Source organism: Izhakiella australiensis (assembly GCF_002006995.1).
GTDB classification, from domain to species: domain Bacteria; phylum Pseudomonadota; class Gammaproteobacteria; order Enterobacterales; family Enterobacteriaceae; genus Izhakiella; species Izhakiella australiensis.
Genome location: NZ_MRUL01000013.1, coordinates 57,767 through 71,196, shown reverse-complemented (window position 1 = coordinate 71,196; position 13,430 = coordinate 57,767). Strand labels below are relative to the sequence as shown.

Here is a 13,430-nt window from a genome sequence, read left to right as displayed (position 1 = left end):
GCAGCCTCGCTGGTTCAGCTGCGCTGCCGGCGCTATACTGCAGCTCTGTTTACCCCACCGGACATCTGTTTTGCAGAACGATACTCTGATTATCCGCCAGCTCGGGCTGCAACCCTGGGCGCCCGTTTCCGCCGCCATGCATCGCTTTACCGATCGGCGCGATGAACAGACCGCAGATGAAATCTGGTTAGTGGAACATCCGGCGGTATTTACCCAGGGCCAGGCCGGTAAAGCGGAGCATTTGTTAACGCCGGGCGACATTCCGGTAATGCAGAGCGATCGCGGTGGCCAGGTCACTTACCACGGTCCGGGTCAGCAGGTGATGTATGTTCTTATCAATCTGAAACGTCGTAAGGTTGGCGTGCGCCAGCTGGTCAGCGCGCTGGAAGATACGGTGATCGCGACTCTTTCCCACTGGCAAATCACTGCTGCGGCGCGCCCGGATGCGCCGGGCGTTTACGTCGACGGTCGTAAAATTTGTTCACTGGGCCTGCGTATTCGCAATGGCTGTTCATTTCATGGGTTGGCGCTCAACGTCAATATGGATCTTTCCCCCTTCCAGCGCATTAATCCCTGCGGCTATGCCGGTCTGGAAATGACGCAAATCAGCCATTTTACCCCGGGGGTAACGCTAAGCGACGTCCAGCCGCTGCTGGTTACGGCGTTTGCCAGCCAGCTGGCTATCGATTCGCTGGATTGGCAGCACGATCCGCTGCCGCTTTGCGAGTAGCCGGACGTGCTGTTTTACAATTATGTAACTTTAATCGTCGGGTGCGGGCTGAAAGTGCCCGGCAGCGATGATATAATTTTTGCGCTTTTATCAAAAAAGTTGAAATCTGCTTAGCGAGGTACCTTTGCCTTGTTAAGACAGCGCAATCCAAATCGGGACTTGCAACACTATGAGTAAACCAATTCAGATGGAACGCGGCGTAAAATACCGCGATGCAGATAAAATGGCGTTAATCCCGGTGAAAACCGTGGTTACCGAGCGCGAAGAGCTGCTGCGCAAGCCAGAATGGATGAAAATTAAACTGCCTGCAGATTCCAGCCGTATCCAGGGCATCAAAGCGGCAATGCGTAAAAACGGTCTGCACTCCGTTTGTGAAGAGGCTTCCTGCCCTAACCTCGCAGAATGTTTCAATCACGGCACCGCGACCTTTATGATCCTCGGCGCAATTTGTACCCGCCGCTGCCCGTTTTGCGACGTTGCCCACGGTCGCCCTGTTGCCCCCGACGCCAACGAGCCGGTGAAGCTGGCGCAGACTATTTCAGATATGGGACTGCGCTATGTGGTGATTACCTCCGTTGACCGCGACGATTTGCGCGACGGCGGCGCTCAGCATTTTGCTGACTGCATCAGCGCCATTCGCCAAAAAACGCCATCGATTAAAATCGAGACCCTGGTGCCGGACTTCCGTGGCCGGATGGATCGCGCTCTGGAAATCCTCAACGCATCCCCCCCCGATGTCTTCAACCATAACCTTGAAAACGTACCGCGCGTCTACCGCCAGGTGCGTCCCGGGGCTGATTACAACTGGTCACTTAAGCTGCTGGAACGCTTTAAAGAAGCGCACCCCGAGCTACCGACCAAGTCCGGTTTGATGGTCGGCCTGGGTGAAACCAACGCTGAAATTATTGAGGTGATGCGCGACCTGCGTCGCCACGGCGTCACCATGCTGACGCTGGGTCAGTATTTACAGCCCAGCCGTCATCATCTACCGGTGCAGCGCTATGTCAGCCCGGCTGAGTTCGATGAGATGAAAGAAGAAGCGCTGGCGATGGGCTTTACCCATGCCGCCTGCGGCCCGTTTGTTCGCTCCTCTTATCACGCGGACCTACAGGCCAAAGGGATGGAAGTCAAATAACCAACACCCCAGGCGACAATAAAAAAGCCAGCTAACGCTGGCTTTTTTATTGCCTCAGATAAAGCGGCTGAGAAAGGACTGGAAGCGCGGATGCTGCGGATTAGACAGCACCTGATCCGGCGCGCCTTGCTCAACGATAACCCCACCATCCATAAAAATTACCCGATCGGCCGCTTCACGGGCAAAGCCTATCTCGTGGGTAACCACTACCATCGTCAGCCCCTGGTCGGCCAGGGTACGCATGGTAGCCAGCACCTCACCGACCAGCTCTGGATCGAGCGCCGAGGTCGGCTCATCAAACAGCATCAGCCGGGGCTTAATTGCCAGCGCCCGGGCGATCGCGACACGCTGCTGCTGGCCGCCGGAAAGATGGCGCGGCCAGGCATCCGCTTTGTCGCTCAGCCCTACGATAGCCAAAAGTTCCCTGGCATGCGCAATCGCCTGCTTGCGGGAACGTTTATGTACACCAATCGGCGCTTCAATAATATTTTGCAGCACCGTCATATGTGGATAGAGATTAAACTGCTGAAACACCATGCCGATTTCCTGACGCTGACGGGCAATGCGTCGCGATGACAGCCGGTGCAACTTTCCTTTCTTCAGTTCAAAACCAATTTGCTGATCGCCCACCTGAATAGAGCCGCCATCCATATCTTCCAGGTGATTAATACAGCGCAAAAAGGTGGATTTTCCGGAGCCAGAAGGACCAAGGATCACCACCACCTCCCCCGGAAAAACGTCCATATCGATTCCTTTGAGCACCTGATTATCACCAAAGCTCTTGTGAACATTTCGCGCCTGGACTAATGGCTCTGCCGTGCTCATACATCCTCCTTACGCGTTTGCAGATTAACCATCGGTTCGGGTTGCCCATCGGAAGAGGCGACGCGCCGCTTGACTACGCCATTGCGCCGCGTGCCGCGCGCGTAATACCGTTCGATCGCCGACTGACCGACGTTAAGAATTGAGGTGATTATCAGATACCAGATAACCGCCACCATCAGCATCGGAATAATTTCAAAGGTGCGGTTATACACCGCCTGTACGGAGTAAAGCAGATCGCCCATGGCGATCACGCTGACCAGCGAAGTTGCTTTGATCATACTAATCAGCTGATTGCCGGTGGGCGGCACAATCGCACGCATTGCCTGGGGAATAATTACCCGGCGCAGCGCGCGGGCGCGGCTCATACCAAACGCCTGAGTGGTTTCAATTTGCCCGCTATCGACCGACAGTAGTCCGGCACGGATAATTTCCGCCATATAAGCCGCCTCATTCAGCGCCAGGCCGGCAATAGCCGCCGTGAGCGGCGTGATCAGATCGTTGGTATTCCAGCTGCCTAAAACGACGCTGGTAAAGGGGACAGACAGCGTAACTTTAGGAAACAACGTCGACATGTTGTACCAGAAAATAAGCTGGACCAGCAGCGGCGTACCGCGAAAAAACCAGATGTATAACCCGGACAGCCAGCTCAGCAGACGGTTATCGGACATGCGAGCGATGGCAAGCAGCAAGCCTAATATCACCCCCAGGATCATTGAGACCAGGGTAAGCCCGAGCGTCACTTTGAGGCCGTTCAATACCGACGTTTCAGTAAACCACTTTGCCACGACTCCCCATTCAAAGTTGGGATTCATGGCAACCAGCCAAAGAAAGTTAAACGCCAACAGCAGGACTATCACCCAGGAAACCAGGCGACCATAGCGCGGGGCGCGATGAGCGTTGCTCACATCACGAGCCTGAATATCAGACCGCTCCATGGTCCGGGGATCCGTGGTGCATTCTGTCATTTTGGCATCTCCTTCGCCAGGTTAACGCCCGGCTGTTTGATCATGTTGTCGCTCAGCTGCCATTTTTTCATGATGGCTGCATAGGTGCCGTTGTTGAACAGCTCCTTATAGGCATCCAGCACCACTTTTTCCAGCGGAGAGTTTTTCGCCACCACCGTGCCCTGGAAGATGTCGCTGAAGCCGTTTTTCTGGCCTTCCGCCGTCAGCTCAAGCGCGCCATGTGCCTGCTCAACAAAATACGTTAGCGGCGCCTGCGAGGAGAAGAAAGCATCCGAGCGCTTAGAGCGTACCGCGAGGATAGAAGAAGGCTGATCGGTGAAGGATTGCACGGTCACCGCCGGTTTTCCGGCGTCAGTGCAGGCTTTCGACTGGTTACGAATAACCTGTTCGGCCGAGCCGCCGGCCATTACCGCAATCCGCTTGCCGCAGGTATCCGGCAGGCCGTTGATACCGGCCGGGTTGCCCTTCAGTACGCCGAAAACCACAAACTCCTGCACGAAGTCGATAAAGTCATTTTTCTCCTGCCGGTCGGGATAATCACCAACCGGTCCGATAGCCAGCTGATAGCGGCCGGATTTAATGCCGGCCAGCAGGCCCGGCAAACCACTCACCGTGGCGTGCTCGATTTTAACGCCAAGCAGTTGGCCAAGCGCCACCGCCAGGTCGGCGCTGGCACCATCCATTGATTGCGGCCCGGTGACGATTTCATACGGCGGGAAAGAACCGTTATTTACCGAGATCATTTTACCGGATGACTTGATATCCTCCGGCAGCCTGTCATGCAGTGCCTGATCCATTTTTACTTCAGGGATGGCGTCGGCGGCCTGGGCCAGCGCGCCGGACATGCTCAATGTCAACGCTATCGCAGTTGCAATTTTTTTCATTACAAAAGTCCCCTGTGGCTTTAGTTGTTATTTAACTCAGGTTGGGCAAAACGACGGTTTGCCAGCACCGGCAAAACATCGCGGGCATGTGCTATACGCGCCGGGTCCAGTTCGGCAAATACCAGAGCGGGCGCTTCTGCGGCTTTGGCTATCGCCACGCCCAGCGGATCAATCACCATACTGTTGCCGATATTGCGCGGCCCACATTCGCCAACGGCGACCATATAGCAGGTGTTTTCTAATGCACGGGCGGTACACATAACCTCCCAGTGCATTTCTTTGAGTGGCCCTTTTACCCAGGCGGCCGGCAGAGTTAATACGTCGGCTCCCGCCAGCGCCAGGGCGCGGGCCAGCTCCGGAAAGCGCACGTCATAGCAGGTCATCATTGCCACTTTCATCCCGGCGACGTCCACCAGCGGCGGTATGCGATCGCCCGCCGTTACGCGCTCGGATTCTTTCATGGCAAAGGCATCGTAGAGATGCAGCTTGTCATAACGCGCGACAATCTCACCGCGACGAATAGCGATGAATACGTTCAGCGCCTTATCGCCCTGGGTCGGTACGTGGACCGTCATCATGGTGGTCATGGCATTATCACGACTGGCTGCCAGCACCTGGCTCAGGAACGGGCCGTCAAGGGGCTGGGCCGCTTTTAGTACCAGATCGGGATCGGCAATGTCGCGCGCCAGTACGCCTTCCGGTAATACCAGCAGGTCGGCACCACCTTCATGCGAGCGACGCATCAGGGAAATAATGGTTTCGGCATTCTCTTGCCAGTGGCGGCTAACCGCATACTGGCCCATCGCAACGTTCATCATCACACTCCTCCTTCTGCATCGGGAAATAATTGGCCGTGGCTAAGCAGGCTGGCCGTCAGCCCCTGCTCATACAGTTCGTTGGCAAAGTCGCCGATCATCTTGTTGTTAGCGGCAAAACCGTTTTCATTCCAGTTAGCCGGTAAATCCTGGGCGGTGCGTCGCAAATCATCGAGCAGCCAGGGGGTGGTGTCGGCGTATTTTTCGCGCTTCTCCATCCAGGCCCGCGCTGATGCGTCGATAAGCGAACTAAGCGCCGCCGGCAGCGTTGGGTTGGCGTCGACAAAGCTTGATTTAAACGCCAGCAGGTGCATTCCGGGGACATAGCCAACCCGATGAAAGTAATCCAGCTCGGCCTGGCGGAAGTCTTCCTGCAGCTGGCGGAAACCGGAGTCCCGTTGAAAGAATCCTTGCGGCATAAAGGGGGTGAAAACCGCATCGAGAAAGCCGTCTTTCAGCGCGTCCATCATCGGCTGTTCGCCGGGCATTGCCTCAATACGCCCCGGCCGACCAAAGCCGGCCAGACGGTCAACGATAGGATGAGCGGCAGTCAGTCGGCCCATATACCAATGCGCATCGTCAATGCCGACTCCCGCCTCGCGCATCAGCGTGCGCGTCCAGGTATTGCCCGAATCCTGCCAGCCGGTAAGGCCTATATTTTTACCAGCCAGCTGATTAAGGGCGGTTAGCGGGCTGTCACTGCGCGTAATAATGCAGCGCTGACGAAAGCCTCGCATCAGAAAGTGCGGTAACGCATACAGGCCCGTTTCACCCTTAGCGCGGCTTTGGGCATAGCGACTAAATGAAACCTCTGCTGCATCGTATTCGCTGCTGGTTGCCAGGTCGCCCACCAGGGTTCCTACCCGGTGCAGTTCCAGCGCAAAGCCCTGTGGTTTAAGATCGCCCAGCGCCAGCGGCGTAAAGTAGTCCCAGTCGCGCACCGCCAATCTGATGGTTACCATGCCTTTCTCCTGTCTGTATTTTCATCACCCTGCGTAGTTGTTATCCAAATATTGCATAAATTTGATACTAGAATGACAATAATACTTGTACAATATTTTCTTTGTTATTGAACAAAAGGAATTATTATGGCTGTTTTGCTGGACCCAGATTGGCTGGCACAGCGCCTTTCCAGCGTCAGCGTTAAGGGAATTGCGTCAACCACGGCAAACCTTATCAGGGAGGGCCAGATTGCGATTGGCACTCAGCTGCCCGCAGTGCGCACGCTGGCAGAAAAGCTGGGCGTCAGTCCGGCTACCGTCTCCGCCGCATGGAGTCAGTTGAAACGGCAAAAAGTGATTGCCGGCAAAGGAAGAGGCGGCGTCTGGGTTTGCGGCAACAACGTAACGCCAGGACCGGTCAGATTCGAAACCATTGGTAACTATGGCGATAACGTTAAGGCCAATCTTGCGATGGCCGTCCCCGATCCAGCACTGCTGCCGGACCTGAGCGAGGCACTGCTGAAAGGGGCAAAGTCACCGGCGCTGAATAGCTACCGACGTGAGCCGATCGCCCCGCCGCTGCTGGAAGCGATTAAGCCCGGCTGGCCGGTTGACTCCGGGAGCTTTATGGCGACCAATGGCGGCTTTGAAGCCATGAATTTGATTGTGCAGACGCTGCTATCCCCCGGAGATCGGGTGATAATTGAAGATCCAACCGCCACACGCCTGCTGGATATGCTGGACAACGCTGGCGCTGAAATTTTACCGCTGCCGTGCGATGAGGAAGGTCCGCAGCCCGATGCGCTCAGGCTGCTGCTGAACAAAAAGCCAGTGATGTTTATTCACCAGCCGCGTACCCATTCAGCTACCGGAAATACGGTCAGCAAAGCACGCAGCGCAGCGCTTTCTCAGGCGCTGATACATTCATCCATATTGATCGTCGAGGATGACGGTATCGGCGAGCTTTCGTGTCACGCGGTCTGGAGCCTGGGTCGTTATTATCCCGAGCGTACCCTGTATGTCCGTTCCTACTCGAAAGCTTACGGTCCGGACCTGCGTCTGGCCGTTATCTCCGGCCCGGCTTCCCTGCTTAAACGCATTCAGTCCTGGCGCCAGTTTGGTGCCAGCTGGACGAGCCGCATACTGCAAGAGGCCGTAGCCTGGATGCTGCACGATCCGGCCACGCAGCAGCAGCTTCAGCTGGCGCGTAAAACCTACGCTCAGCGCAGGCAGTTACTGATTGAGGCGCTGGCCCGCCGTGGATTGCACCTGCCGCAGCGCGACGGACTGAGCGTTTGCATTCCGGTTGCATCAGAACAATTCGCTATGATAACGCTGGCAGCCAGAGGGATCGCCGCCTTACCGGGTGAACGCTGCCGCAGTGCAGGCAGCCAGTTTATTCGCGTAAGCACGTCGCTTATTCCTCCCCAGCAGATTGCATCGATAGCCGACGCGCTGGTTCTCGCTACCGGAATGGATTTGGCTGCCGGTGCTAAGTCAGATATTTGATCAGATATTTTGAGGATTCGCGGTAGCCTTCGCGAGCGTAGAAGCCGAGCGCTTTAGTGCGCCGCTCGTGGCAGTGTAGCTCCATGCGGTCACAGCCGCGCTCACGCGCCATCTCCTGCGCGGCATTAATCAGTTGGTGGCCTGCGCCTTTACTGCGCTGCCCATCCGCAACGCAGAAATAGCTCACCCTGGCGAAGTCGCCCGCCAGCGCTAGCTGGGGAATAAAATGCAGTGAGAGAAATCCCAGCACGTTATTGCCATCTGCAGCAATCAGCAGGCGTTCATCGGGATGGTCAATTAGCTGCTGTACGCGTGCTTCAATAAAACGTTCATTATCCGGATAACCAAGTTCAGCCAGCAGCGCGCTGAGCGCGAAGCAGTCCCCGGTGGTTGCCGATCGGATAATCATAGCGCCTCCTGTTTCAACCGTTCGCTTGCAGACGTGGTGTCACTACCTGTGTCAAAGATGACATTGACACAAACTGCGGGCATAAAAAAACCCGCCGGAGGCGGGTTTTCGGAATCTGACTGATAACTTACAGAGCGGTAACGTTAGCAGCAGAAGGGCCTTTGGCGCCGTTGGTGATTTCGAACTCTACGCGCTGACCTTCAGCCAGAGTTTTGAAACCGTTGCTCTGGATGGCAGAGAAGTGTACGAATACGTCTTTGCTACCATCTTCCGGGGTAATGAAACCAAATCCTTTGGACTCATTAAACCACTTAACGCTACCTTTAATCTTGGACATCAATATTACCTTTACTTGAAAAATAGACACTCACTTGTGTCACCTACTAGTACAGCAAGTCAGCCGGCTTTTGTCCAGTTAAGGATCGCGAAAAAGTGATAAATATTGTATTTTTCGCTTTAACCACGCATTAACTGCCATCTTGTCGTTCAGAACTGCCAACGCAACCAGGCAAAATATACATTACCGTTATTATAAGTGCCAGGAATATAAGTCATCTGAAAAGTAGCCGGGCCATAACCCACGGAAAACAGAGGGAGAATAACCGGAATAGGTATGTAGTTCCAGTTGTTGCGCATCGTCACGCCAGCCGTGTAGCCGGCACCAAGTCTGAAATTATCATCCGGAAGCGGGCGCCAGATTTTTTCCCAGCCGTAGCCGCCGATAGGTTCCCAGTAATTAAACGAATCTTTGAACGCCATAAAATAAATACCGTTCCAGTTACCGCTGCGATCAAACCGGGAAATGCCGCCGCCCGCTCCCCAAGGCCGCTCATTATATCTGTCGATATGCGCCCGGTCGTAGGTTAACCGATTATGCCAGGTTATCGCCGGGAGGTAGAAGTCATAATGCTGTGGATGATGCCAGGTTTGACTGACGCTATCACTAAAGTCAGACCAGAGACTCTTTAGAGTAACCTGACCAGTCTGCTCAGCATTGGCGCCGGTGGAAAATAACGCCCCTGATGCAATAATCAGCGAAAATGCAATAATATAACGTTTCACAATAGAATAATTTAATCTTTGACTTTAAGTTAAATTAACACAACTAAGTTGCTTAAAATCGTACCCTGCCACGATTAAGCTAAACAAACGCTAAATGCAATTAACTTACGTAGGCGCAACAACTGTTCCAGCCCACTTTATACGCCGTCGTTAAGGATATACCGCAGTAAAAACCCTGTTCATCATAATGATACACCCGTACATTGATGAGCGGCGCGAATTGTAAAAACACACTAACTTATTGAAAATAATAACAACAGCAAAAAAAACCATCCGTTATTATTAAATAACATTTAAGTATGTATAATTTGTTTGATAGGATAGTTCTTAGTGTTTGCATCAGGATGTCGTTTCAGGATGAAATTATCTTGCCGCCGCTGTGGAAGCAGCCAGTTAGTTTTTATTAGTGAACCGCATCGCGGATATCGCCACGGCGCCATTTGCGCACGTTGCGGTAAGCCTTTAAAAGCGCAGGACTGGGGTCTTGATCCCTGGCTGGAACCCGGCGTCAATCAGACAAGCGGCCCCGGTCGGGGTGAGAGAGTGAACGGAGCCGCTTTTAGCGAAATGAAATCAGAACAATAGTTTAAACACGCCAGTGATGGTCAATAAGCCCACGATAAAAATAATGGCGATAATCCAGAGTATAATTTTCATTGCTTCCCTCACCTCTCCTGTCCAATTAAAAGTTTCAGGCGGCTTTACGCTTTAATGCCAGCCGCAGCACAAGTATAGGAAAAGATAATAATTTTGCAGTAATGGCTTATAGCGTTGCCAGCTACCGGCGCCAGACGCTATCAGCGCTTAACATTGATCTTGTCGCAGGGTGCCAGATATCTGCTGCAATCGAGCCGAACGCCTTATTACAGCCATGGTAACCCGGTCACTGTAGTTCAATAGGTTACGCCTCATATACCGATTAAGATCACGTCCCCGGCTGATATTTGGATAATTCTTAAGCATTAACGCCTGACAGGACTAAACTTTATTCAGGTATTACTCACTGGCTGTATGTCTCTTAACGTTTGGATCAAAGGAGAGGATATGAGCACAATCAATACCAGCATGGGGCGTTACAGCCTCAAGGCTAAGGAAGCAAAAAATGGTCATATTCATGGCTCAATCGCCATCAATGATGAGGGCGGTTCGCAGCTGACGATGCAGGAGTTCGAAGAACATTATCTCGACGACGTCATCAATAACGTTATCTATCCGGTCACGGGGGGCAACCGGCAAATTGCTAATGCGCTGCGCGACCAGATGGTAAAAGCAGGCTTTGAACAACCGCATTAAGGCAAAATCAGGTCAGGGAATCGCTCCCTGACCTGATTTTGTTGCCGCTAACGCGCATCACCACCAACAGCCATCGCACAATCACGCAAGTAAACACAATCACGCCAGTAAATTAGTCAGGCGCCCCGGTCGTGGACTCGACGGCTTCTTCTTCAAACTGCGGCGGGTCGATAGCCTCTCTGCGCAGACGCTTGCTGACCATCAAAATGGGCGTCATAAGGAATAATAGAATGCTGGCGGAAGCGCCGGCGGCAACAAGACTGATTTTGCCTGGCAGGCCGTTACCAAGGGTCATACCGGCCATTAGCAATGAAACCATAAAAATAAACAGGGTGGTAAGGCTGATCGGCCAGATATTGGCTACCTGCATATCGGTCAGCGCCATGCTGACTGGCAGGATTGCCTGTCGCGCTTCGGCCTCTTTTTTGGCTATTTTCTCGCCGATAGCGTTAAGATCGAGACAGGGCAAAACAAAGTTTTCCTGCTGCTGCGGATGGTAAAGCTCTTCAAAAATTTGCATCACTGAAGGAAAATGCGCTGGCCAGTGGTGATTATGTACGCCGTAAATAGCCAGCGCTGGCAGCGTGATGCGCGGCCACTGTAGCGGCTGTAAATAGCGATCGTGCAGCACCACCCAACTCTGGCGGACGCTGCCGCGCGAAACGTGATAAATACGCATGCGGTCAGCAGGAGGGTAATTCAGCATCGTAACCCGGGCCGTGATGAACGGTATATGCCTTTCCCGGCAGTAACTAACCCGATTTTGCCCTTCAGCCGCCAGTACCACCGCCAGTTCGGGAATAAAATAATAGGAGGTGGTATCTGCGGCATGGGGGCCAGCCAGATGTTCGCGCAGCTTTGCTTCACTGTTATGATTGAGATGTTCAGGCCACCAACGCCAGCTGCGGCCAATTACCCGTTCGGTCGGTACCTGAAAAAAACCCATCGACTCACTGTTGCCGGGCAGCGGAGCAAACGGAAAAATTTTACTGAAGAAGGTAAGCGCATCATCCGGACCGTCCCATTCGCCACTGGTTTCAAGTCCGTGCAGATTAGCCGTCAGATTGCCCCACCCCGCCTTACCCAGCAGGTCTATTTGATATTTAGTGTCCGTCAGCCTGAGACCGAGCGCCAGTATTTCATGTGGAATGCTTTTCATCACCAGCTCAGGGATCTGCTTTTCGCTCCCCGAGTCTTTCTGGTCATCACTTTTCTGCTCACTTTCCATACTGCGTGCTATCCCCAAATTATCGTCAAATCAGAAACAGGAAAAAGAAACGGAAATATAATTTTCTACTTATCGCTATCAGTTATCGGCAGCAACTGACGCTTTTTACAGGGAGAGCAGAGAACTTTTTTAAGCCAGGAGGTGAAACGTCGGACGGGAGGTGGTGAGGCAGAAAACGATACCGATATAAACGCGCGTGCAGGCAGCCCCGCACGCGCTTCAGATTAAACTACATATTGCAGTAACAGAGTGCCAACCAGACCACAGAGCGCAATGACCGTTTCCAGCCCTGACCAGGAGCGCATCGTTTCACCAATACTGAGATTGAAATACTCTTTAAACAGCCAGAACCCGGGATCGTTTACGTGCGAGAAAATCACGCTGCCAGAACCGACTGCTATCACCATCAGCTCCGGGCTGGCACCGCTTGATGCGATCAGAGGCGCGACTATGCCACCGGCGGTAATCGCTGCAACCGTTGCCGATCCCAACGCAATACGCAGCGCGGCGGCAATTGACCAGGCCATAAGCAACGGTGAAACGTTGCTACCTTCCATCAGTCCGGCGATATATTTATCCAGTCCGCTATCAACCAGCACTTGTTTGAAAGCGCCGCCGCCGCCAATAATCAGCAGCATCATAGCGATGATTTTAATTGAATCCACCAGGGTGTCGGTCACCTGGTCCATCGTCCGGCCACGGTTTAAGCCGAAGGTAAAAATAGCTATCAGCACCGCAATCAATGTCGCCATGATGGGGTCGCCGAAAAACTCCGCATAGGCCAGAAACGGATGCCCTTTCGGCAGAATCATTTCCGCAATTGCGCGCAGCGCCATCAGGATAACAGGAACCAACGCGGTCCCGACGCTGACACCAAAACCGGGCATCTCTTCCTCGGTGAATTTTTTTGAATTGTACAAACCTTCCGGAATAGGCTTGTCGATACTTTTCAAAAATCGGGTGTATACCGGACCGGCGAGAATCACCGTCGGAATACCAAGCAGCGTGCCATAGAGCAGCGTTTTACCCATGTCGGCATGGAACAGCGTAGCAATCGCCGTTGGTCCTGGATGGGGGGGCAGGAAACCATGCGTTACGGAAAGGGCCGCGGCCATCGGCACGCCGACATACAGCAAAGGCACCCTGGCGGTCGCAGCAATAGTCAGCACCAGCGGTAGCATCAGCACAAAGCCCACTTCATAAAACAGGGCAAAACCAACGGTAAACCCGGTCAGCACCACCGCCCACTGGATCCAACGCTGACCAAACTTATTGATAAGCGTCGTCGCTATGCGCTGCGCGCCGCCGCAATCTGCCAGCAGTTTGCCCAACATGGCGCCAAATCCCATAATCAGAGCCAGGCTGCCCAGGGTACTGCCAACGCCGTTTTTAATCGATTCGATAACTTTGTTGACCGGCATTCCTTGCATAATTCCTACCGCAAGCGCGACCAGAATTAAGGCAATAAAGCCATTTAGCTTGAATCGGATCATCAGAATCAGCAATAGCGCAACGCCAATCGCAACAATAACTAATGGCATAATTTACTCTCCGCAATGGGTTAGTGGCATTCAGCCCCCATTTTGTTTACGCCCGGCATCAGTACCGGGAAACTCGGTTCGGGTGGTTGAAGT

At 53.4% G+C, this 13,430-nt stretch carries 15 protein-coding genes; 4 read left to right on the top strand and 11 right to left on the bottom strand.

Annotation, left to right across the window (positions count from 1 at the left end):
• Positions 1-70: 70 nt before the first annotated feature.
• Positions 71-730 carry a lipoyl(octanoyl) transferase LipB gene (lipB, locus tag BTJ39_RS17005; RefSeq protein ID WP_078003883.1) on the top strand — a complete coding sequence of 220 codons (660 nt, stop codon included), beginning with the start codon at positions 71-73 and terminating at the stop codon, positions 728-730.
• Positions 731-899: 169 nt separating this feature from the next.
• Positions 900-1,865, top strand: coding sequence for a lipoyl synthase (gene lipA / locus BTJ39_RS17000; RefSeq protein WP_078003882.1), 966 nt, complete (start codon positions 900-902; stop codon positions 1,863-1,865).
• A 54-nt stretch (positions 1,866-1,919) separates the two neighbouring features.
• On the opposite strand, the gene BTJ39_RS16995 is transcribed toward lipA, so the two are convergent.
• The 5 genes from BTJ39_RS16995 to BTJ39_RS16975 are packed head-to-tail and all read right to left on the bottom strand — an operon-like array spanning position 1,920 to position 6,316.
• Positions 1,920-2,690 carry an amino acid ABC transporter ATP-binding protein gene (locus BTJ39_RS16995; RefSeq protein WP_078003881.1) on the bottom strand — a complete coding sequence of 257 codons (771 nt, stop codon included), beginning with the start codon at positions 2,688-2,690 and terminating at the stop codon, positions 1,920-1,922.
• A complete protein-coding gene (locus BTJ39_RS16990; protein WP_078003880.1) occupies positions 2,687-3,655 on the bottom strand; it encodes an amino acid ABC transporter permease in 969 nt (322 codons plus the stop codon). The genes BTJ39_RS16995 and BTJ39_RS16990 overlap by 4 nt, the downstream gene beginning before the upstream one ends.
• A complete protein-coding gene (locus BTJ39_RS16985; RefSeq protein ID WP_078003879.1) occupies positions 3,652-4,539 on the bottom strand; it encodes an ABC transporter substrate-binding protein in 888 nt (295 codons plus the stop codon). Before BTJ39_RS16985 ends, BTJ39_RS16990 begins: the two co-directional genes overlap by 4 nt.
• Positions 4,540-4,559: 20 nt before the next feature.
• Positions 4,560-5,354 carry a deaminated glutathione amidase gene (locus BTJ39_RS16980; RefSeq protein WP_078003931.1) on the bottom strand — a complete coding sequence of 265 codons (795 nt, stop codon included), beginning with the start codon at positions 5,352-5,354 and terminating at the stop codon, positions 4,560-4,562.
• A 2-nt stretch (positions 5,355-5,356) separates the two neighbouring features.
• Entirely contained in the window at positions 5,357-6,316 is a 960-nt protein-coding gene (locus BTJ39_RS16975; protein WP_078003878.1) for a substrate-binding domain-containing protein, read from the bottom strand.
• Positions 6,317-6,442: 126 nt separating this feature from the next.
• Here BTJ39_RS16975 and BTJ39_RS16970 point away from each other — a divergent pair, with 126 nt between their 5' ends.
• Entirely contained in the window at positions 6,443-7,804 is a 1,362-nt protein-coding gene (locus tag BTJ39_RS16970) for an aminotransferase-like domain-containing protein (RefSeq protein ID WP_078003877.1), read from the top strand.
• Here the strand turns inward: BTJ39_RS16970 and BTJ39_RS16965 are convergent.
• The 4 genes from BTJ39_RS16965 to BTJ39_RS25540 all read right to left on the bottom strand — a co-directional run bounded on the left by BTJ39_RS16965 (position 7,788) and on the right by BTJ39_RS25540 (position 9,932).
• Positions 7,788-8,213, bottom strand: a complete 426-nt coding sequence (locus BTJ39_RS16965) for a GNAT family N-acetyltransferase (protein ID WP_078003876.1) — start codon at positions 8,211-8,213, stop codon at positions 7,788-7,790. The genes BTJ39_RS16970 and BTJ39_RS16965 overlap by 17 nt on opposite strands.
• A gap of 127 nt (positions 8,214-8,340) precedes the next feature.
• Positions 8,341-8,550, bottom strand: a complete 210-nt coding sequence (gene cspE, locus BTJ39_RS16960; protein WP_139356369.1) for a transcription antiterminator/RNA stability regulator CspE — start codon at positions 8,548-8,550, stop codon at positions 8,341-8,343.
• 149 nt (positions 8,551-8,699) lie between these two features.
• Positions 8,700-9,275 carry a lipid IV(A) palmitoyltransferase PagP gene (gene pagP / locus BTJ39_RS16955; protein WP_078003874.1) on the bottom strand — a complete coding sequence of 192 codons (576 nt, stop codon included), beginning with the start codon at positions 9,273-9,275 and terminating at the stop codon, positions 8,700-8,702.
• Positions 9,276-9,848: 573 nt separating this feature from the next.
• A complete protein-coding gene (locus BTJ39_RS25540) occupies positions 9,849-9,932 on the bottom strand; it encodes a small membrane protein YohP (RefSeq protein ID WP_092879611.1) in 84 nt (27 codons plus the stop codon).
• A gap of 387 nt (positions 9,933-10,319) precedes the next feature.
• Between BTJ39_RS25540 and BTJ39_RS16950 the strand changes: the two genes are divergently transcribed.
• Positions 10,320-10,568 carry a hypothetical protein gene (locus tag BTJ39_RS16950; protein WP_078003873.1) on the top strand — a complete coding sequence of 83 codons (249 nt, stop codon included), beginning with the start codon at positions 10,320-10,322 and terminating at the stop codon, positions 10,566-10,568.
• A 112-nt stretch (positions 10,569-10,680) separates the two neighbouring features.
• On the opposite strand, the gene BTJ39_RS16945 is transcribed toward BTJ39_RS16950, so the two are convergent.
• Positions 10,681-11,796, bottom strand: coding sequence for a hypothetical protein (locus BTJ39_RS16945; protein WP_096777748.1), 1,116 nt, complete (start codon positions 11,794-11,796; stop codon positions 10,681-10,683).
• A gap of 224 nt (positions 11,797-12,020) precedes the next feature.
• Complete coding sequence (gene gntT, locus BTJ39_RS16940; RefSeq protein WP_078003872.1) at positions 12,021-13,337, bottom strand: gluconate transporter; 1,317 nt, start codon at positions 13,335-13,337, stop codon at positions 12,021-12,023.
• Positions 13,338-13,430 lie beyond the last annotated feature (93 nt).